This window comes from Paraburkholderia sp. A1RI_3L, from assembly GCF_048957895.1.
GTDB lineage: Bacteria > Pseudomonadota > Gammaproteobacteria > Burkholderiales > Burkholderiaceae > Paraburkholderia > Paraburkholderia kururiensis.
Genome location: NZ_JARCHA010000003.1, coordinates 493,236 through 512,279, shown reverse-complemented (window position 1 = coordinate 512,279; position 19,044 = coordinate 493,236). Strand labels below are relative to the sequence as shown.

General features: G+C 64.1%; 17 protein-coding genes and 1 tRNA gene. 6 read left to right on the top strand and 12 right to left on the bottom strand.

The features are described from left to right. Nucleotide 1 precedes the first annotated feature (1 nt). The 10 genes from PXJ20_RS12080 to cysS all read right to left on the bottom strand — a co-directional run bounded on the left by PXJ20_RS12080 (nt 2) and on the right by cysS (nt 10,686). Nucleotides 2-301, bottom strand: coding sequence for a phosphopantetheine-binding protein (locus tag PXJ20_RS12080; RefSeq protein WP_017778069.1), 300 nt, complete (start codon nt 299-301; stop codon nt 2-4). Further along, a complete protein-coding gene (locus PXJ20_RS12075; protein ID WP_413213697.1) occupies nt 276-1,070 on the bottom strand; it encodes a lysophospholipid acyltransferase family protein in 795 nt (264 codons plus the stop codon). Before PXJ20_RS12075 ends, PXJ20_RS12080 begins: the two co-directional genes overlap by 26 nt. After that, a complete protein-coding gene (locus PXJ20_RS12070) occupies nt 1,054-1,782 on the bottom strand; it encodes a beta-ketoacyl synthase chain length factor (protein ID WP_421030808.1) in 729 nt (242 codons plus the stop codon). The genes PXJ20_RS12075 and PXJ20_RS12070 overlap by 17 nt, the downstream gene beginning before the upstream one ends. Before the next feature lie 537 nt (nt 1,783-2,319). Then, nucleotides 2,320-3,186 (bottom strand): polysaccharide deacetylase family protein, encoded by an 867-nt coding sequence (locus PXJ20_RS12065; protein WP_421030807.1) that lies wholly within the window; start codon nt 3,184-3,186, stop codon nt 2,320-2,322. A 300-nt stretch (nt 3,187-3,486) separates the two neighbouring features. After that, nucleotides 3,487-3,580, bottom strand: a tRNA-Ser gene (locus PXJ20_RS12060). 226 nt (nt 3,581-3,806) lie between these two features. Beyond that, nucleotides 3,807-5,057, bottom strand: coding sequence for an aspartate kinase (locus PXJ20_RS12055; RefSeq protein WP_017778065.1), 1,251 nt, complete (start codon nt 5,055-5,057; stop codon nt 3,807-3,809). A 486-nt stretch (nt 5,058-5,543) separates the two neighbouring features. Further along, nucleotides 5,544-6,974, bottom strand: coding sequence for a tRNA lysidine(34) synthetase TilS (gene tilS, locus PXJ20_RS12050; protein ID WP_421030806.1), 1,431 nt, complete (start codon nt 6,972-6,974; stop codon nt 5,544-5,546). Nucleotides 6,975-7,029: 55 nt separating this feature from the next. Continuing rightward, a complete protein-coding gene (locus PXJ20_RS12045; RefSeq protein WP_017778063.1) occupies nt 7,030-8,001 on the bottom strand; it encodes an acetyl-CoA carboxylase carboxyltransferase subunit alpha in 972 nt (323 codons plus the stop codon). Nucleotides 8,002-8,151: 150 nt separating this feature from the next. Continuing rightward, nucleotides 8,152-9,243: a DNA-3-methyladenine glycosylase family protein gene (locus PXJ20_RS12040; protein ID WP_126875701.1), complete on the bottom strand. Its 1,092-nt coding sequence runs from the start codon at nt 9,241-9,243 to the stop codon at nt 8,152-8,154. A gap of 45 nt (nt 9,244-9,288) precedes the next feature. After that, nucleotides 9,289-10,686, bottom strand: a complete 1,398-nt coding sequence (gene cysS / locus PXJ20_RS12035; RefSeq protein WP_413213693.1) for a cysteine--tRNA ligase — start codon at nt 10,684-10,686, stop codon at nt 9,289-9,291. 225 nt (nt 10,687-10,911) lie between these two features. On the opposite strand from cysS, the gene PXJ20_RS12030 reads away from it, so the two are divergent. From PXJ20_RS12030 to PXJ20_RS12015, 4 genes are all read left to right on the top strand, one after another. Beyond that, the gene (locus tag PXJ20_RS12030; RefSeq protein WP_421030805.1) at nt 10,912-11,610 is read left to right on the top strand and encodes a tetratricopeptide repeat protein; all 699 of its coding nucleotides are present in this window, start codon (nt 10,912-10,914) and stop codon (nt 11,608-11,610) included. 90 nt (nt 11,611-11,700) lie between these two features. After that, nucleotides 11,701-12,282 (top strand): peptidylprolyl isomerase, encoded by a 582-nt coding sequence (locus PXJ20_RS12025; protein WP_026122101.1) that lies wholly within the window; start codon nt 11,701-11,703, stop codon nt 12,280-12,282. A gap of 166 nt (nt 12,283-12,448) precedes the next feature. Then, nucleotides 12,449-12,943: a peptidylprolyl isomerase gene (locus PXJ20_RS12020; protein WP_017778058.1), complete on the top strand. Its 495-nt coding sequence runs from the start codon at nt 12,449-12,451 to the stop codon at nt 12,941-12,943. 75 nt (nt 12,944-13,018) lie between these two features. After that, nucleotides 13,019-13,816, top strand: a complete 798-nt coding sequence (locus tag PXJ20_RS12015) for a UDP-2,3-diacylglucosamine diphosphatase (RefSeq protein ID WP_413213692.1) — start codon at nt 13,019-13,021, stop codon at nt 13,814-13,816. 58 nt (nt 13,817-13,874) lie between these two features. Here PXJ20_RS12015 and cysE read toward each other — a convergent pair whose 3' ends face one another. Together cysE and PXJ20_RS12005 are read right to left on the bottom strand one after the other, a co-directional pair. After that, complete coding sequence (cysE, locus tag PXJ20_RS12010; protein ID WP_421030804.1) at nt 13,875-14,753, bottom strand: serine O-acetyltransferase; 879 nt, start codon at nt 14,751-14,753, stop codon at nt 13,875-13,877. 247 nt (nt 14,754-15,000) lie between these two features. Next, on the bottom strand, nt 15,001-15,867 hold the full coding sequence (locus PXJ20_RS12005; RefSeq protein WP_421031009.1) for an RNA methyltransferase: 867 nt from the start codon (nt 15,865-15,867) through the stop codon (nt 15,001-15,003). 320 nt (nt 15,868-16,187) lie between these two features. Here PXJ20_RS12005 and PXJ20_RS12000 point away from each other — a divergent pair, with 320 nt between their 5' ends. Continuing rightward, nucleotides 16,188-16,985, top strand: a complete 798-nt coding sequence (locus PXJ20_RS12000) for an inositol monophosphatase family protein (RefSeq protein ID WP_017778054.1) — start codon at nt 16,188-16,190, stop codon at nt 16,983-16,985. A gap of 258 nt (nt 16,986-17,243) precedes the next feature. Further along, a complete protein-coding gene (lplT, locus tag PXJ20_RS11995) occupies nt 17,244-18,542 on the top strand; it encodes a lysophospholipid transporter LplT (protein ID WP_421030803.1) in 1,299 nt (432 codons plus the stop codon). Nucleotides 18,543-19,044: the final 502 nt, after the last annotated feature.

Sequence of the window (19,044 nt, the reverse complement as noted above, 5' to 3'; positions counted from 1 at the left end):
TTCAATCCCCCTTGCCTGCAGTTTCTTCCAGCACCGCCGCGTCTTTACGCTGAGACGCAACCAGCTCGGCGAGCGTGTTGACGGAACGAAAATACTCGCGCACGCGCGCGTCGTCGGCGGCGATGGTGAGCTTGTAGCGCTGGCGCAGCACGATGCCGATCTCGAGCGCGTCGATCGAGTCGAGCCCGACTCCGTTGGTGTCGAACAACGGCGCGTCGTCGTCGATATCGTCGGGCGTCAGGTGTTCCAGATCGAACGCTTCGATCAGAAGCTGCTTAATTTCCAGTTTTAAAGAATCCATGATCGAACAGGTGCTGGGTAATGTGTGCCTCAACGGCGCGGGTGACGCTGCGCGCGGCGAGCGCCGGCGGCATTTCGTGCGACGCGAGCTGCCCGACGCCCATGGGATCGAGCACGTTCACGGTGATGCGGAAAGGACGCTCCGGTACGTGATACCAGCGCATCTGCTTCGTGAAAGCGGGTGGATCGCAATGCATGAGAACGGGGACGATCGGCGCGCCGGCTTCGAGCGCGATATACGCAAAGCCGCGCGAGAAGGCGCGCAGCCGGTTGGGCGCCGGGCTGCGCGACCCCTCGGGAAAAATGATCATCGTGTAGCCCGCGGCGATCTGCTGCCGGCAATCCTTCACGAAACCGGCGGGATCGACGTTGCTCACATATTCGGCAGCCCGCACGATACCCCAGAAGCATGGGTTGCCCCAATGGGCGTTCTTCACGACGCAGCAGGCACGCGGCATGAGCGAAAGCAGCACCACGACATCGAGATAAGTCGGATGGTTCGCCACGACGATGGCCGGCGCGCCCGAACGCAAGGCGTCGGCGCCCGCCACGTCGAGTTCCATCACGCCCATGCGCTTCAAGGCGTCGACGAGCGCGCGAAAGAACCAGTGGATCACGGTCGTGACCGCGCGTTGGCGCGAGGCGCGATGTGGCCACAGGCTCGCGAACGGAAAAACGAGAACCGAGAAAAGCAGGCCGCTCAGCCCGAACACCGTGAAGCTGAGGCCGGTAGCGAAAAGACGCCAGCCACGACTAGACCGCACTGACATGCCACCCCCACTGCCAGATCGCGCCGGCGTGTTGCCACGCGGCGGCCGATTGCGTATCGAGACAGTGATGCAGCGCTGCGCTTTGCGTCGCGAAATGCGTCACGCCTGCCTTGCCTGCTTCATGTTCGATTTCGTGTTCGGTCTCGTGTTCGATTTCGCAGACGGTACACGCGAGATGTCCTTGCGCGACCTGTCCCGCGTCGAGCAGCAGCGCGAGGGCGCCCTGCTGCACCTCGTGATCGACCTCGCCGTATGCGCCGTCGGCCGGTTCGTCCGCATAGACGAGAAGCACCGGCACAGTGGGTTCTTCGGTGTACTGCGCATACGCTTCGAGCAACGCGTAACCGAGCGTTTCGGGGCCGGCTGAAATGGCGTTCGCGGGCGAGCGGTCCTGCCGCGCGATACCGAAGAGTCCCGACATGGCGTTGAGCACCGAGAGGCTGAAGGCATTCGGCAGGACCGGTTTGCCGGCCTCGATGCCGTGCAGGATGTCGGTGGTACGCCGTAGTTCGCCGTGCCTCGATGCGAATACCACCCGCGCTTGCGGCACGTTCTGCACGCAATCGTGGGCGACCTTCAACGCCATCCGGGAAAGCGAACTCAGCCGGCGGCGCATCATCGGATCGATGAAGGCGACTTCAGCTGTTTCTGCAACGGCAGGAGACCAGAAAGACCACCGGGCCACCGGCAAGGTCCACGACAAATCGGGCATATCGACATTCGGTGTGGGGTAGCCGCATCGTCCAGGCTACACACCGAAACGACGCATGGAAGCGTTTTCACCCGCGCACGTCGGCGCAACGGGGCCTTCTCTTACAGCCCATTAACGGCATCTGGCGCGGATTATTTAGATCAAAATCAAAAGCGGCGGCAGTGCACGTTAAGCATCGCCAACTTCTTTTTTGACGAAAGGTTTGAAAGAATCAGTGCAACGACTACTGCGCGGTATCGTCTCCTTCAATTCAGAGCGCATGCTTTGCTGGCCGCCACACCGTGCTTTGCGCAAACCCGCTTGCTACGGGGCATGTTCGCGTCCAGTTCTCGCCCATCCCATCTAATGACCAGCAATAAGCGGCCGATTATCTGCCGGGCCACCCTGAAAATCTGTCAAATCTTGTCAAAATAATCCACAAAAACGGTAACGAATTTGAATGACTAAACCAGGTTCGCACACTTAGTCAATTCGTGATGACGTGAACGGGTATCGCCAAACATCGGCCAGAACGCGCCCACGCGATCGACCAAATACCTACGCCGCGAGCAATGCTTCGCGCAACGTAATGAAATGCAATTGCTCGCTTTGGGCCGCGACGAATACCTGCGGAAGCGTGGAGAGGATAACGGGCAAGCCGTCCACCCCGTTCGCGGCGTTGCCGTCGTGGGCAAGCAGTATATCGCCCGCGGCAAGCTGATGGACGAGACGTTGCGCGACTACATCAGCGCGAGTCTCGCGCGTATCGAACCCCCGCCTCGTCCATGACGCGAGGCGCAGGTCGAAGCGCTGCAAAACCGGTTCGAGAAACACATTGCGCAGGCCCGCCGGCGCCCGGAAGAATCGCGGCCACTCTCCGGTCAGGTCGGCAAGCGTCTGCTGGGCCGCTTCGATCTCACGAGCCAGCACGCCGGGCCCGCTGACCGAGAAGGTGTGCCGATGCCTTTGCGAGTGGTTTTCCACGGCGTGGCCGCGTGCCACGATCTCGCGCGTGAGCGCCGGATACCGGCGTGCGTGCTCGCCGATACAGAAGAACGTGGCGCGCACGCCATGACGGTCGAGGAGATCGAGCACCTGCGGTGTGACTTGCGGGTCCGGGCCGTCGTCGATCGTCAATGCGATCGCGCGGCGTTTGCTTGCGGCCGCCGGCAACCGCGTCCAGTTCGGACCCAGTATCGACGAGCGCGGCCACAAACCCGCCGCCGTGACAATGGCGTGATTCGCGAACGTGCCGGCGAGCCACCATGGCCAGGCAGCCGGATCGAGCGCGCATCCAGTCACGGCGGCCGCATGCCAGGCGGCCGAGAGCGTCAGTGCGGGCGGCTGCTCCAGGAAGGAGCGCGAGCGCGGACGCTCGTGCGCGGCGCCCAGCTTCAGTCTCGCAGGCGAATGGGGTTCAGGCATCGGACTTCTCGAGCCACAACGTAAAGAGAACCGCGAAGAGTAGCAAAGTTGCGTGAAGATACAAAATCGACGACAGGTCATGCAGCGGCGGCCACACCACGTTCGCTCCCGAGCCAGCGCTTCAATTGCACCGAGCTCATTCGCACGGACAAAGGGCACGAGCGGCGGAACTGCGGGGCCACGCACAACGAGACCTACGCATTGTCGTTCGGCGATATTCCCGTCGGGTGCGCCAGCAATATTCCAGCAAAAGAAAAAGCCCCGTGAGTCGTCAAACTCACGGGGCTTTGTCACCGCTTTTGGCGGAGACGGAGGGATTCGAACCCTCGATCCAGGTTTTGGCCCAGATGCTCCCTTAGCAGGGGAGTGCCTTCGACCTCTCGGCCACGTCTCCCGAACCCTTCGCTCGCGCCAGGGAGGCAGCGCGACGAAGCCAAGATGATAGCGGTTCCGTGCTCACAGGTCAATTTGTTGCGCACGGTTTTTGCGTGCGCGTCACCAACCTGTCATGTCCATTCTCATTTGCGCCATTCGCACGCCGTTCCGTTTTACGCGGCAATCGTGGCGTGAAGCGGCGTTCCGTGAGAACCCGCTGTGGTTGGCACAGCGGACACGTCACATCACGCCTGATCGAGCTCGAACACCTTGTGCAGCGCACGTACCGCAAGCTCCATGTACTTCTCGTCGATGAGCACGGAGATCTTGATTTCCGAGGTCGAAATCATCTGGATGTTGATGCCCTCTTCCGACAGCGTGCGGAACATCTTGCTCGCGATACCCACGTGTGAACGCATGCCGACGCCCACCACCGAGACCTTCGAAACCTTCGGATCCCCAAGCACCTGCTCCGCGTTCACGTGACCCTTCACCTGGTTGGTGAGGATGTCCATTGCGCGCTGGTAATCGCCGCGGCCCACCGTGAACGTGAAGTCGGTCTTGCCCTGCACGCTCTGGTTCTGGATGATCATGTCGACGTCGATGTTCGCGTCCGCCACCGGGCCGAGAATCTGATACGCGATGCCCGGCTTGTCGGGCACACCCATCACGGCGATGCGGGCCTCGTCGCGCTGGAACGCGATACCCGAGATGACTGCTTTTTCCATGGTCTCGTCTTCTTCAAAAGTAATCAGGGTGCCCGAGGTCATTTCATCTTCGAGCGGCATGAGCGGATCGGTCAGGCTCGACAGCACCCGCGTCTTCACCTGATATTTGCCGGCGAATTCGACCGAGCGGATCTGCAGCACCTTGGAGCCGAGACTCGCCATTTCCAGCATTTCCTCGAAGGTGATCCGGTCGAGCCGGCGCGCCTCTTCCACTACACGCGGGTCCGTCGTGTACACGCCGTCCACGTCGGTGTAGATCAGGCATTCGTCGGCCTTCAGCGCAGCGGCCACTGCGACCGCGGACGTGTCCGAACCGCCGCGGCCCAGCGTCGTGATATGGCCGTCCGGGTCGATGCCTTGAAAGCCCGTGATCACGACCACCTTGCCGGCATCGAGATCCGCCGTTACGCGTTCGCTCTCGATGTCGCTGATGCGCGCTTTCGTGAACGCGCTGTCCGTTTTGACGGGCACTTGCCAGCCCGTATAGCTGACCGCCTCCACCCCTTCTTCCTGGAGCGCAATCGCAAGCAGCCCCACACTCACCTGCTCGCCGGTGGCGGCGATCATGTCGAGTTCGCGCGGGCTCGGACGAGCCGAAATTTCCTTGGCGAGACCCAGCAGCCGGTTGGTTTCGCCGGACATCGCCGACGGCACGACGACCATGCGGTGACCGGCCTTGTGCCATTTCGCGACGCGCTTCGCGACGTTCTTGATGCGCTCGGTCGAGCCCATCGAAGTGCCGCCGTATTTATGTACGATGAGTGCCATTGTCGTTCTGAACTGGAGAGATAACCGCGCTGGCGCACTGTGGAAGTGCCGCGGGAGCCGGCGTGATCGGCACCCAAGCGCGGCAAGCGGCGCGTGTCACACTTTGGTGCTGATGACGCCGCACGACCGGCGGCGTAAATGCAGCGCGTGCAGCACGCGCGGATTTTGCCCTTGCACGCGGCGCAGCCGTTCCGGCGCCGCGTGCCCTGCCCGCGTGACGGCCCTGACGCCTGCCGGATGCTGCCAGGCACAGGTCCGCGGCCGACGCTCGTGGCGACAAAAGCGGGTTGGGCAAACGCATTACCCTACCCGATCGGTAGCAAAAAGACAAGCCAAACGGACCGCGCGCACGGCCGAAAACGCTTATGTGGCAATGATTTGCGGCCTCGCCTCATAAAGCGGCAGAACGCGGCGAGAGACCGCGATGAGGCGAAAATCACGCGCGACCCCGGCACATGCCATGCGGCGCTGCGCCGCATGCGCCGTTCACGCGATCAGAAGATCCACGCGCCACTCGATACGAAAGTGGCGAGTCGAACGTGTGCGGTCGCGGTCACTCGCAGCCGCACGTTTGAGCGCAGTGTGATTCACCCCGAGCCACGGCACGAAGAGCAGCGTATCGCCGGAGAAGATCAACGGCACGTCGCGTTTCCATGCCGGCACGCCGCGCTCCTGGAAGAGATTTTTCAGCGTACGGCTCGGGCCGTCCGGGCTCGTGCGCATACGCTCGCCGCCCGCACGCGAACGCGCCGATAACGGCGCGTGCAGCAGCGCAGCTTCCGGTATTGCATCGGCCTCGCCCTCGGCGGCCGGTACGAACACGAATGTCCCGCGCCATTGCGGCAGACGCCAGATGGCCTCGCCGCGCCACACGAGCACCGCAGGCGCGCGCCCGGACAACGACGTTTCGTCGGCAGGTTCGGCGCTGTCGCCCGCTTCCCAGAACACGAGACCGCGATAGCTGCGCAGCGTCTGGCCCGCATGGTCCACGCGCAGTTGATGGTCGCCATCTACGGTGCGCAGTTGCCGCAATGCATCGGCAAGACGCGCAGCCGACGCCGCCGGCATGCCCAACGTGCGCATCCAGTAGCGCAGCAGGTTCGAGGCGCGGTCGTCGTCGAGTGCGAGCAGGGCTTCGCGTGCCAGCGCGCGACCCTCGTCGCGAGCCGCGTCGCGCAGGTCGATGCGGGCGAGTTCGTCGAGCAGCCGCTGGGCGGAAGCGGCGTGTGCGGCAGTGCGCGCAAGCGCGTCGCGAAAGCCCGGAAAGCGGACGGCGAGCGCCGGCAGAACTTCGTGGCGCAGCGCATTGCGCGCATAGCGCGTGTCCGCGTTCGATTCGTCGTCGATCCACTGCAAGGCGTGCGCCTCGGCGTACTGCTCCAGTTGGGCTCGCAGCAGGTGCAGCAACGGGCGCACACGCACGGGCCCCTGTGCACCCTCGCGGGACGGCGCCATGGCCGAAAGCCCCGCGAGACCCGCGCCGCGCAGCAACTGCAGCAGCACCGTCTCGGCCTGATCGTCGGCGTGCTGCGCGAGCCAGAGTGCGTTCACGCGATGCTGGGCGCACATCTCGTCGAGTGCTTCGTAGCGCAGTTCGCGCGCGCGCGCCTCGATGCTGACGCCCGCCTCGCGCGGCACGTCGACGTGACGGACATCGAAGCGCACGCCGTTCGATTTCGCGAACGCCTTGCAATGAGCGAGCCACTGATCGGCGTTGGCGCTGAGTCCGTGATGCACATGAAGCGCGACGCAACGCGAGGCGCCCGCCACGCGCACGGCAGCATCGAGCAAAACGGTGGAATCGAGGCCGCCGCTGAAAGCGATGCCCACGCACGCGTGGGACGGCAGCGCCGCAAGCGCGGCGCGGACCGCGTCGAGAACGACGCGGTCGGCACTCGATTCAGCGGGTTTCACCACGATTGGGCGGCGCTGGCGCGCCTCTCAGGAAGAACGATCCGGGCCGGCGTCAAACTCACGCGCCCGGCGTGGTCTGCTTGTACTTGCCATAGGACATCAGCCGGTCGAAGCGGCGCTCGCGCAGGTCCGCGATGCTCATGCCCTGGAACTGCCGCAGCGTATCGGCCAGCGCGCGGCGCAGCAGCGCGGCCATGCCCTTCGGGTCGCGGTGGGCGCCGCCGAGCGGCTCGTTGATGATCTTGTCGATGAGGCCGAGCGCCTTCAGGCGGTGAGCCGTCAGCCCCAGCGCTTCGGCGGCCTCGGGGGCTTTCGCCGCGCTCTTCCAGAGAATCGACGCGCACCCTTCCGGCGAGATCACCGAATAGGTCGAGAACTGGAGCATCAGCACGCTATCGGCCACGGCGACGGCGAGCGCACCGCCCGAACCGCCTTCGCCGATCACGGTGGCGATGATCGGGGTCTTCAACTCGGCCATCACATAGAGGTTGTGCCCGATTGCCTCGGACTGGCCCCGCTCTTCCGCGCCGATGCCGGGATAGGCGCCGGGCGTGTCGATGAACGTGAAGATGGGCAGGCCGAACTTCTCGGCAAGGCGCATGAGGCGCTCAGCCTTGCGATAACCCTCAGGACGCGGCATGCCGAAGTTGCGCGCGGCGCGTTCCTTCGTATCGCGGCCCTTCTGGTGACCGATGATCATGCAGGGTTGACCGTTGAAGCGGGCAAGGCCGCCTACGATCGACAGGTCGTCGGCGAACGAGCGGTCGCCGTGCAATTCGTGGAAATCGGTGAAGAGTTCGTTGACGTAATCGAGCGTGTAGGGACGCTGCGGATGACGCGCGATCTGCGAAACCTGCCACGGCGTCAGATTGGCGTATAGATCCTTGGTGAGCTGCTGGCTCTTCTTCGACAGCCGCTCGATCTCTTCCGAAATATCGACGGCCGAATCGTCCTGGACGAAGCGCAGTTCTTCGATCTTTGCTTCGAGCTCCGCGATCGGCTGTTCGAAATCCAGAAACGTGGTCTTCATTGGTTGTAATCCTTGGACTTACCGGCAGCGCGTATTCTAACCGCGCCCAACGCCATCAAAATCGGCTCGCAACTATTAAATCCCATCACCCAATAGCGTCGATGGAAAACGGCGCCACATCAAAGGCGAGCGCGCCTTGCCCGGCGCGACTCACGCCCCGGCGGGCAACGCCTCGAGACTGCGCCACATGTACCAGGTCGCGACCGTACGCCACGGTTCCCAGTTCGCCGCGACCTCGCGCGCCTCGCTGCGCGTGACCGGCTCGCCGCTGAAGTAGTTGACGCTGATGGCGCGAATGAGCCCGAGATCGTCGAGCGGCAGCACGTTGGGGCGCGAGAGGTTGAAGATGAGGAACATCTCGGCCGTCCAGCGGCCGATACCGCGAATCTGCGTCAGCTCGGCAATCACGTGCTCGTCGTCCATCGACGCCCACTTGCCCACGTGCAGCGCACCCGACACGAAGTGCTGCGCGAGATCCAGGATGTATTCGGTCTTGCGTTTGGAGAGCCCGCACGCCGTGAGGCGTTCGTGTCCCAGCTTGATGAACTGCTGCGGCACGAGCTTCGCGCAGGCGTCTTCGATACGCTGCCAGACGGCCTGGGCCGCGGCGACGGAAATCTGCTGCCCCACCACCGAACGCGCGAGCGTAACGAACGGATCGCCGCGTGAAAGCAGATGGACGGGGCCAAATTTCGGAATCAGTTTTTTGAGAATGCGATCGCGCTTCACGAGATCGGCGCAGGCCTTGTCCCAATACGCGGGCCGCGTGACCTCGGGCGCGAGGCTGCCGATCTGCACGGGCACCGCAGCTTCCGTTGCGGTGGATGCGCGACTCTTGCGGACAATCTCGCCCTCGTGAGCGGTATCGACGACGAGCTGACTGGTCAGGCGATCGTTGTCGACGTGCTGAACGCCGAGTGCGCCATTCGCCTTCGGGCGGGCGGTCTTTCCCGCGGTGCTCGATACGCGCGTTTCCTTTTGCGTCGGCTTCGCGACGTGCGGCGCACCTGCGGAACCGTTGAGCCTGCGCTTCGACGGAGCGCCTGGCGCCTCGCCGTTCGCCGCGCCCGCAGCCGTTTTTGCGGTCTTTTTCAATGCGACCTTCGCCGCGGCCTTCATCGAGGTCTTCGCGGCGGTACTGCCTGCCGTGCGCGCTGCACGCGTTGCCCGCGCCGCCTTCCCTGCGGCCTGAGCGCTCTGCGACGCGGCTCGTTTAGCCGCCGCCTTCGTGGCCGTTGCCATCCTGCCTCCTGCCTGGCGAGTCGATCAATGGGTAGTCGACGGCGCTTAAACGCGGCGCCACTCGGTCAACCCGCCCGGTTTGTCTTCGAGTGCGACACCGGCTTCGAGCAGTTCCGCCCGGATCCGGTCCGCTTCGGCGTAATGCTTCGCCTTCTTGGCTGCCGCACGCTCGGCGATCTTTGCTTCGATCGCGGCTGCATCGAGACCGCCAGCCTCCAACGCGCCCGCTGCCTGCTGCAGATACGCACGCGGATCGCGACCCAGCAGACCGACGATGGCAGCAAGCTGCTTGAGCTGCCGCGCAAGCGCTGCGTCGCGCGTGCGGTTCACCTCGGTGGCCAGTTCGAACAGCACCGCGACCGCCACCGGCGTATTGAAGTCGTCGTTCATCGCCGCACGAAAACGCGCGGCATACGCTTCGTTCCAGTCGAGTTCGCCCGCGTCCGGCGCCACGTCTTTCAACGCCGTGTAAAGACGCGTGAGCGCATTGCGCGCGTCGTCGATATGAACGTCACTGTAGTTGAGCGGCGAGCGATAGTGCGCACGCGCGATGAAAAAACGCACGACTTCGGCGTCGTACTTCGCGAGCACCTCGCGGATCGTGAAGAAGTTGCCGAGCGACTTCGACATCTTCTCGTTGTCGATCTGCACGTAGCCGTTGTGCATCCAGTAATTGACGAACGTTTGGCCCGTTGCGCCCTCGCTCTGCGCGATTTCGTTCTCGTGGTGCGGAAACTGCAGGTCCTGTCCGCCGCCGTGAATGTCGAAGTGTTCGCCGAGCAGCGTGCAACCCATCGCCGAGCATTCGATATGCCAGCCGGGACGCCCGCGCCCGTACTTCGAATCCCATCCGGTGTCGGCGGGCTCGTCGGGCTTCGACTGCTTCCAGAGCACGAAGTCGAGCGGATCCTGCTTCGCGTCGTTCGCAGCTACGCGCTCGCCCGCGCGCAGGTCTTCAAGTGATTTGCCCGAGAGCTTGCCGTAGCCCGCAAAACGCCGCACCGCGTAATTCACGTCGCCGTCCGCGGCGCGATACGCGTAGCCGTTCGCTTCGAGCGTCTCGATCATGCCGAGCATCTGCGGGATAAAGTCGGTTGCGCGCGGTTCGATGTCGGGCCGCGCGACGCCGAGCGCGTCGGCGTCTTCGTGCATCGCATCGATGAAGCGGCTCGTGAGCGACTTGATCGTCTCGCCGTTTTCGACGGCGCGACGAATGATCTTGTCGTCGATGTCGGTGATGTTGCGCACATACGTGACCTTGTAGCCGAGCGTACGCAGCCACCGCTGGACGATATCGAACACCACCATTACGCGCGCGTGACCCACATGACAATAGTCGTACACCGTCATGCCGCAGACGTACATCCGCACGGAGCCTTCCTGAAGCGGCACGAAAGGTTGCTTGTCACGGGCAAGCGTGTTGTAGATGCGCAGTGATTCCATAGAGACGATGCGTGGGCCGAAAGACGTCCGCGTGGCAAATCATGCAAGCCGCGGGCCGTGCGACGGCGCCGGGGACAAACACCGCAAACTGGTACAGCCGGTGTTGTGCGGGATTGCGATCAGGCGGAGACGACCGAGGGTGACGAACAATGAGTCTGCGGTTAGGCGAAAACGCGCAGACCTTTTGTTAGAATGGCTCGGAGTATAACACCCCGACCTCTCCCTATGAAATCTTCCAGCGGCCGCGCGCGATACGCTGCAACCCTCGCCGCGACGGCCTTCGCGGGCTTCGCGTTCGCGCTTGGCAGCACGCCCATCCATGCACAGACGAGGGCCGTGACCGACGGTACGCCGCAGATCGACGCGGCCATCGCGCAGAAAGACTGGGCGGGCGCGCTCAAAGATCTCGACGCGCGCATTGCATCGAATCCTCGCGATGCGCAGGCACGATTCAAGCGAGCCACCGTGCTCGCGCGTCTGAATCGCGACGACGAAGCCATCACCGCCTTCACCGAACTCACGCAGATGTACCCCGAGCTGCCCGAGCCGTACAACAATCTCGCGGCGCTTTACGCGAAGCACGGTCGTTACGACGAGGCGCGTGTCGCGCTCGAAACGGCGGTGAAGACCAATCCGTCCTATGGCCTCGCCTACGAAAATCTCGGCGACCTGTACCTGCGTCTTGCCGACGCATCGTATCGCCGCGCGCAATCGCTGGGACGTGCGAGCGCGGTGACACAGCAGCGTCTTGCCGACCTGCAGAAGATCGTCTCGCCGCCTGCCGCGCCGCGGCGTGCGAAGAAGACTCCCGTCGAAGACTATACGAACCGCGCGTCGTCCGATCTGACGAACAATCCCGCCTTCACCTTCGGCGGGCCTACCGGTTCGCTCGCCGTGCCGCCGTACATGGCGCCGTCGCAATGAGCGGCGCACCACGCCAACGTCCGTGACGCGCTTTTCCAACCCGCTTTTTCCAACCTGTTTTTTTCAACGCATCCCCCTCCGAGGATCTTCATGAAATGGTTGATGCTGGCGCTCGGCAGCGCCGCCCTGATTGCGAACGCTCCCGCCTTCGCGCAATCCGCGCAGACGGCGGCCCATCCGCAGGTCCTGCTGCACACGTCTGACGGCGACATCCGCGTCGAACTCTATCCCGAGAAGGCGCCGAAAACGGTCGCGAACTTTCTCGACTACGTGAAGTCCGGCCAGTACAGCGGCACGATTTTCCATCGCGTGATTCGCGGCTTCATGATCCAGGGCGGCGGCTACACGACGAGCTTTGCTGAGAAGCCGACCCGCGCACCCATCCCGCTCGAAAGCCAGAACGGCCTGAAGAACGTGACGGGCACGATCGCGATGGCACGCACGAGCGACCCGAACTCGGCCACCGCGCAGTTCTTCATCAACACCGTGGACAACGCCGGTCTCGACTATCCGAATCCGGATGGCAACGGCTATGCTGTATTCGGCAAGGTGACGTCGGGCATGGACGTCGTGAAGAAGATCGAAGCCTCGCCCACCACCACGCGCGGTCCGATGGGCGACGTGCCGCAAAAGCCCATCGTGATCGAATCGGCCACGGTCGTCGGCAAGTAAGAAGCGAGCAAGCAGCACGCAGGAAGCGGCAGGCCGCCCGCTCTTCACCAGAGCAAACGGCCTGCGCCATCCAGACCACCCCCGCACCCGGTGTGGCACTGCCCGGCAGCTTTCACGCCGCGGTGCCGCACCGCTCTTTCACCCCTCCCCTCGCAAGGATCCCATCATGGTCGAACTGCATACGAACCACGGCGTCATCAAGCTCGAACTGGACGCCGAAAAGGCGCCGAAGACGGTCGAGAATTTCCTGAACTATGTCCGCAAGGGTCAATACGACAACACGATCTTTCACCGCGTGATCGACGGCTTCATGATCCAGGGCGGCGGCTTCGAGCCCGGCATGAAGCAAAAGCCCACCGACGCGCCGATCGACAACGAAGCCAACAACGGCCTGAAGAACGTGAACGGCTCCATCGCGATGGCGCGCACGAACGATCCGCACTCGGCCACGGCCCAGTTCTTCATCAACGTGAACGACAACGACTTCCTGAACCACTCGTCGCCGACGCCGCAAGGCTGGGGCTACGCCGTGTTCGGCAAGGTGGTGGACGGGCTCGACGTGGTCGAGAAGATCAGGAAGGTGAAGACCGGCTCGAAGGGCTTTCACCAGGACGTGCCGGTCGACGACGTCGTGATCGAAAAGGCCGTCATTGTCGAATAAGCGTTCAACGCGTGTCGATAGCGCCTCGTCGACCCGCATTCGATGAGGCGCCAACCGGGTACCGACTGACGCCCCATGCTGCAGGAAAAATCATTACGAAACGCCGCTGCGGGCGTGCCCGGCGAGGGCAAACGCCCACACGCGGCACGCCCCTTTCTGTTCGTCTCGGATCTGCATCTGAGCGACGCGATTCCGCGCACGGTCGCCGCCTTCGAGCATTTCATCCGCGTCACCGCGGATCAGGCCGACTCCGTGTTCATCCTCGGGGATCTGTTCGAGTACTGGGTGGGCGACGACATGCTCGCCGACCCGTTCGTGAAGCGCATGGTCGAACTGATGCACACCCTCTCCGAGCGCGGCATCGCGCTTTACGTGATGCACGGCAATCGCGATTTCCTGCTGGGCAAGCGTTTCATGAAGGCGGCCGGCGCGATCTGGCTGCCGGACCCCATCGCCATTACCGCCTTCGGCACACGCATCGCGCTCGCGCACGGCGACGCCTTATGCACGGCCGACCGCGGCTATCAGATTTTCAGGCGCTTCGCACGCAACCGTCTGCTGCAACTACTGTTCCTCGCGTGGCCGTTCAGCTGGCGTCAGGCACTGGCCGAACGCATGCGCAGGTCGAGCGAGGCGGGACGCGAACGTCCGCCGTTGCCGCGCTATGACGTCACGAAAAAAGGTGTGGATGCGCTCTTCAAGCTGAGCAGCGCGGCCGTGCTCATTCACGGGCACACACACCGGCCCGCGAAACATCGCGAGTCGGCGGGTACACGCTGGGTGCTGCCCGACTGGGAACTCGACCACGGCGCACCGCGTGGCGGCTACCTGCGCGTCGACGCCGAAGGCTTCAAGATGATGCCGCTCGATTGACGAAGGGTTCGCCGGCGGTCAGCTTGCTCCGCTCGCCCGGAGCCGGGCGAGCCCACCGTCAGTCGCGGGGCGCCGTTGCCGCAACTTCGGCATATTCGGCTGCAGTGCTATCGGCCTGATCGGCCTGCTGACTGCTGCGCTTCGCACGCTCGCCACTTTCGCTTCCTTCGATCACGGCGGACAGCCGCCGCAGGTCCACGAGCGCCGCATCGGCACCATGCAGGGCCTCCAGCTTTGCGCCGAGCCGTTCCAGCGCCGCGACGATTTCGTCGACGCGCTGCGTCTGCGTCGCCGCGTGGTCAATGAGTCCGTGAATGGCGAGCGAGACCGGATCGTCTGCGTTGGGTGTAATGCCGTAGGCGCAAAAGCCCGGGCGTGCCCCGGTCTGGCCTTGGGGTTTACCGCGCGCGGGCTCGGTTTTCGCCGGCAGGATCACGCGCGCGGGATTGCCCACGGCCGTACCGCCCGCCGGTACGGGCTTGATCACGACCGCGTTCGAGCCGATCTTGGCTTCCGCGCCGATGGTGAAGCCGCCAAGCACCTTTGCCCCCGCGCCCACGATCACGCCGCGCTCGAGCGTGGGATGGCGCTTCGCACCACGCGTAAGCGACGTGCCGCCGAGCGTCACGCCCTGGTAGATCGTGCAGTCGTCACCGACCTCGGCCGTTTCGCCGATCACAACGCCCATGCCGTGGTCGATGAACACGCGCCGGCCGATAGTCGCGCCCGGATGAATCTCGATGCCGGTCAGAAAGCGCGCCATCTGTGAAACGAAACGGGCCATCCAACGGCGCTTTGCGCGCCAGCATGCGTGCGCGACACGATGCAATACGAGCGCGTGGAGTCCCGGATAGCACGTGAGCACTTCCCAGGCGCTGCGTGCAGCGGGATCGCGCTCGCGGATCGTGGCGATATCTTCGCGAAGTCTCGTGAACATGGCAGTGACGCTCGGACAGGTGGGCAACGGCTGCGCACGGCGGGCAACGCGCAGCGGCGAACGGCGACAACAACGGATTCGATGACAGCAAGGACAGCTGCAACGACAACCGCGGGCGGCAACCGCAGCAACGACTGCCGCCAACGCATTTTTCCTGCTTTACTTCTAACGGTTCATGGATTGTAGGCGATCGGCCGCCGCCCGTCGGGTAACCCCTTTCGCTGCGGGGTTGCCCGTCACAACACGGTCACGACGGCCCTTCGCCCGGTTCCCGCGACTTGAGCAACAGGATGCGCTTCGCGATACCTCGAATGATATTGACCTCTTCGCGCTCCAGCCCCGAGCGGCTGAAGAGGCGCCGCAGGCGTGACATCAGTTTCTTGGGGTTCGCGGGATCGAGGAACTCGAGCGCGATGAGCGCGTTCTCCAGGTGCACGTACATCCGCTCGATTTCATCGTTCGCGGCGAGCGTCCCCACGGTTTGCGCCGGTCGCCCCGGCGCTGACGCAGCCTCGCCGCCCGCATCGAGGTAGGCCATCCTCAATTCGTACGACAGCACCTGGACCGCCTGAGCCAGGTTGAGCGAACTGTAGGCCGGATTGGCAGGAATGTGCGCCAACGCGGTGCAGCGTTCGACGTCTTCGTTCGACAGCCCCGTTCGCTCGTTGCCGAAAACCAGCGCGATGTCGCCCGTGGCGGCCAGCCGGCAGGCCTCGCCGGCCATGGCGCGCGGCGCCCCGGGCGGTGGACCGTATTCGCGCGACCGAGCGGTAAGCGCAAGCGACCAATGCACGCCGGCCAGCGCCTCGGCAAGTGTCGGCACGACATGCGCGCTGGCAAGCACGTCGTCGGCCCCGCTCGCCATGGCAATGGCTTCCGGATCGGTCTGCACCTGCGCGACGCGCGGCGCGACCAGCACGAGGCGCGAAAAACCCATGGTCTTGAGCGCGCGCGCCGCCGCACCGACATTGCCCGGATGGCTGGGCTCCACAAGCACGAAGCGTGTCGAGGTAAAACCGCCGCGCACGGGACTGATGCCTTCGGCTGCGGCCTCCGGCGTTGCTACAGAAGAAGATGTTCGAGACGAGACCACGATCGGCTGGCTACCTACCATGCGAAAAAGGGTATGGTAGCGCGAGGCCGCGCGGGACGTGCCCTGGCCAGGTGGCCAACAGCGACGACCGTCCCGCAAACTCCTCGCACAGCCATCCGCGGCAGACCTCAAACGCTCCATCCTCCAACACGCACGCCGACTCGGGTAAAATCACGCTGTTTCGCGCGCGCCATTGCCGGTGCGCATCGCTCTTCTTCAATTCGTGTGTCGTTGGCAGGACGGCTGCGAGGCGCGCCGGGCCGGCCGCTTCAAGCTGTATCGCCCACTTTCGTTACATCCGGCGGACCGCTCCCGTGGCGCCGGCATAAGGATCCTGTCTCATGCATCCCATGCTCAACATCGCTGTCAAGGCCGCTCGCCGCGCCGGACAGATCATCAACCGCGCATCGCTCGATCTGGACCTCATCCAGGTGAGCAAGAAGCAGCACAACGACTTCGTCACCGAAGTCGACAAGGCCTCCGAAGCCGCCATCATCGACACGCTGAAAACCGCCTATCCCGATCACGCGATCCTCGCCGAAGAGTCCGGCCGTTCGGAAAACGAGTCGGAGTACCAGTGGATCATCGATCCGCTCGACGGCACCACCAACTTCATTCACGGCTTCCAGTACTACTGCGTGTCGATTGCGCTCGCGCATCGCGGCATCGTCACCCAGGCCGTGGTCTACGATCCGACGCGCAACGACCTCTTCACGGCGTCGCGCGGACGCGGCGCGTTCCTCAACGACCGCCGCATTCGCGTTGGCCGGCGCGACCGCCTGGCAGACGGCCTGATCGGCACCGGCTTCCCGTTCCGCGAAAAGGACACGCTCGACGCTTACTGCCGCCTGTTCGCCGAAATGACGAACGCCTGCGCCGGCCTGCGCCGGCCCGGCGCCGCCGCGCTCGACCTCGCCAACGTTGCTGCGGGCCGCGTCGACGGTTTCTTCGAGCAAGGCATCAGCGCGTGGGACATGGCCGCGGGCAGCCTGCTCGTGACCGAAGCGGGCGGACTGGTGGGCAACTACACGGGCGACTCGAACTTCCTGAATCTCGGCGAGATCGTGGCGGCCAACCCGAAGATCTACGCGCAGATGGTGCCGATCCTTTCGAAGTACAGCCGCACCAAAACGGCCTGACCGGACGCACACGCCGGCGCGGCACACCGCGCCGCGCCGCGCTGCGTGCGGGGCGCTTCGTGACGCGCCTTTCGCGCACGCGCTATGATCGCAAAGCGGCTTCGGCCGCTTTTTTTGTTTGGCGCGGCGATTGCATGGCCCGCCTGCAAGCTCGCGAGCCGCGCCCTGTCTCGCGAGCCCAATGTTCTGGCGTTCTCGCGCTAGCCACGTGATGGCTTGCCAGCAGTGCACGTATCCGACGGTTTCTCCGCCCGCTCCATGAAAAAAGGCTTCTACACGATCATTGCCGCGCAGTTCGTTTCGTCGCTTGCGGACAATGCGCTGCTCATCGCCGCCATCGCGCTTCTCGCGGTCATCCGTTCGCCGTCGTGGATCACGCCGCTGCTGCAGATATTCTTCACGATTTCGTACGTGCTGCTCGCGCCGTTCGTCGGCGCCTTCGCGGATGCGCTGCAAAAGCGCCACGTGATGTTCATCTCCAACGCGCTCAAGGCCGGCGGCTGTCTGCTGATGCTCGTGGGCGTGCATCCCATCGTTGCTTATGGCGTGGTCGGCTTCGGCGCGGCGGCCTATTCGCCCGCCAAGTACGGCATTCTCACCGAACTGCTGCCGGCCGAGCGGCTCGTCGCGGCGAACGCGTGGCTCGAGTCGGCCACAGTGCTCTCGACCATCGTCGGCACGATGCTGGGCGGCGCGCTCGTGAGCGCCTATGCGGGGAAACTGGTGGCACACCTTGATCTGCCGGTCATCCGCACCGCCGCAGACCTCGCCATGTTCGCCGTGATGCTGGTCTACGCGGCCGCGGCGATCATCAACATCGGCATACCGGATACCGGCGCGCGCTATCCCAATCGGCTCATGCAGCCGGCAAAGCTGACCGGCGATTTTCTGCACTGCTTCCACGTGCTGTGGGCCGACAAGCTCGCGCAGATCGCGCTGTGGGTGACCACGTTGATGTGGGGCGCTGCGGTGACGCTGCAATTGCTCGTACTCAAGTGGGCCGATGCGAACCTTGGGCTATCGCTTTCGAAGGCCGCCATCATGCAGGGCGTGACAGGACTTGGCGTCGCGTTGGGTGCCGCTGCTGCGGCTGCGTGGATTTCGCTGCGCACGTCCCTTCGCGTACTGCCGATCGGCATGCTGACCGGCATCGTCACAGTCGCCATGGCGTTCTACAGCAAGGGACTTTTTCCAGCGGGCGCCGGCATCCGCTTCGCGAATTTCACGGTGCCGCTCTACATGCTCTTCGCGTGGCCGCTGATGATCGGGCTCGGCGCATTGGCGGGCTTTTTCATCGTGCCGATGAACGCCGTCCTCCAGCACCGGGGCGCCGCTTTGCTCTCGGCGGGCCACTCCATCGCCGTACAGAACTTCAACCAGAACCTGGCGGTGCTGCTGATGCTGGGCGCCTATGCCCTGCTGCTCATTGCGAAGTTGCCGGTGCAATGGATCATCGTCGTGTTTGGATCATTCGTCACGTTGCTGATCTGGCTTGCGAAACGACGCAGCGCGGCGAACAGCCGCGAAGTCGACATGCGGGCACTGGTGGAGGAATGAGGCGGGCGCGCCGCTGCATCGTAGCGGGACACATGTGCCACGCTACGAATCCCCTAGAATGTAGGGCTTGTTTTCGACATTCGCCTTAGCTAACCGAGCCTGCTTCGCATTGACCTCGACGGCCTTTCGCTGCGTTTCAGGCGACTGCCCGTCCGACTGCCGCCGGGTCGAGGTTCGGCCATACGGCTGCCGTTCACCGAAGCGGGTGCAGGCCTCCGGCAGGCGGGACGCGCGATCAACCGTCGGCCCCTCAGTGCGGAACGCTTTGGCCGGCTGGCCTATAGCCCGGCGATGGGGCGCGAAGTATAGTCGTCGAACCGAAGCTGCAGGTCCCCGTTCGCGCCCTGTCAACAATGAGGACACGGCCTAAACGGAAGCGAATGTCTGCAAATGTCCGAACACGCCTTTCAGCAATCGATTGAATGAAAACAGAAACCAGCGTCGAAACCGTGCCCGAGCAGAGCTTCGCTGCCCATACGCCGATGATGCAGCAGTGCCTGCG

What these genes read in the sequence shown, in the direction of transcription:
- PXJ20_RS12080 (WP_017778069.1), bottom strand. Translation starts at nt 301, where the DNA reads ATGGATTCTTTAAAACTGGAAATTAAGCAGCTTCTGATCGAAGCGTTC.
- PXJ20_RS12075 (WP_413213697.1), bottom strand. Translation starts at nt 1,070, where the DNA reads ATGTCAGTGCGGTCTAGTCGTGGCTGGCGTCTTTTCGCTACCGGCCTC.
- PXJ20_RS12070 (WP_421030808.1), bottom strand. Translation starts at nt 1,782, where the DNA reads ATGCCCGATTTGTCGTGGACCTTGCCGGTGGCCCGGTGGTCTTTCTGG.
- PXJ20_RS12065 (WP_421030807.1), bottom strand. Translation starts at nt 3,186, where the DNA reads ATGCCTGAACCCCATTCGCCTGCGAGACTGAAGCTGGGCGCCGCGCAC.
- PXJ20_RS12055 (WP_017778065.1), bottom strand. Translation starts at nt 5,057, where the DNA reads ATGGCACTCATCGTACATAAATACGGCGGCACTTCGATGGGCTCGACC.
- PXJ20_RS12045 (WP_017778063.1), bottom strand. Translation starts at nt 8,001, where the DNA reads ATGAAGACCACGTTTCTGGATTTCGAACAGCCGATCGCGGAGCTCGAA.
- PXJ20_RS12040 (WP_126875701.1), bottom strand. Translation starts at nt 9,243, where the DNA reads ATGGCAACGGCCACGAAGGCGGCGGCTAAACGAGCCGCGTCGCAGAGC.
- cysS (WP_413213693.1), bottom strand. Translation starts at nt 10,686, where the DNA reads ATGGAATCACTGCGCATCTACAACACGCTTGCCCGTGACAAGCAACCT.
- PXJ20_RS12030 (WP_421030805.1), top strand. Translation starts at nt 10,912, where the DNA reads ATGAAATCTTCCAGCGGCCGCGCGCGATACGCTGCAACCCTCGCCGCG.
- PXJ20_RS12025 (WP_026122101.1), top strand. Translation starts at nt 11,701, where the DNA reads ATGAAATGGTTGATGCTGGCGCTCGGCAGCGCCGCCCTGATTGCGAAC.
- PXJ20_RS12020 (WP_017778058.1), top strand. Translation starts at nt 12,449, where the DNA reads ATGGTCGAACTGCATACGAACCACGGCGTCATCAAGCTCGAACTGGAC.
- PXJ20_RS12015 (WP_413213692.1), top strand. Translation starts at nt 13,019, where the DNA reads ATGCTGCAGGAAAAATCATTACGAAACGCCGCTGCGGGCGTGCCCGGC.
- cysE (WP_421030804.1), bottom strand. Translation starts at nt 14,753, where the DNA reads ATGTTCACGAGACTTCGCGAAGATATCGCCACGATCCGCGAGCGCGAT.
- PXJ20_RS12005 (WP_421031009.1), bottom strand. Translation starts at nt 15,867, where the DNA reads ATGGTAGGTAGCCAGCCGATCGTGGTCTCGTCTCGAACATCTTCTTCT.
- PXJ20_RS12000 (WP_017778054.1), top strand. Translation starts at nt 16,188, where the DNA reads ATGCATCCCATGCTCAACATCGCTGTCAAGGCCGCTCGCCGCGCCGGA.
- lplT (WP_421030803.1), top strand. Translation starts at nt 17,244, where the DNA reads ATGAAAAAAGGCTTCTACACGATCATTGCCGCGCAGTTCGTTTCGTCG.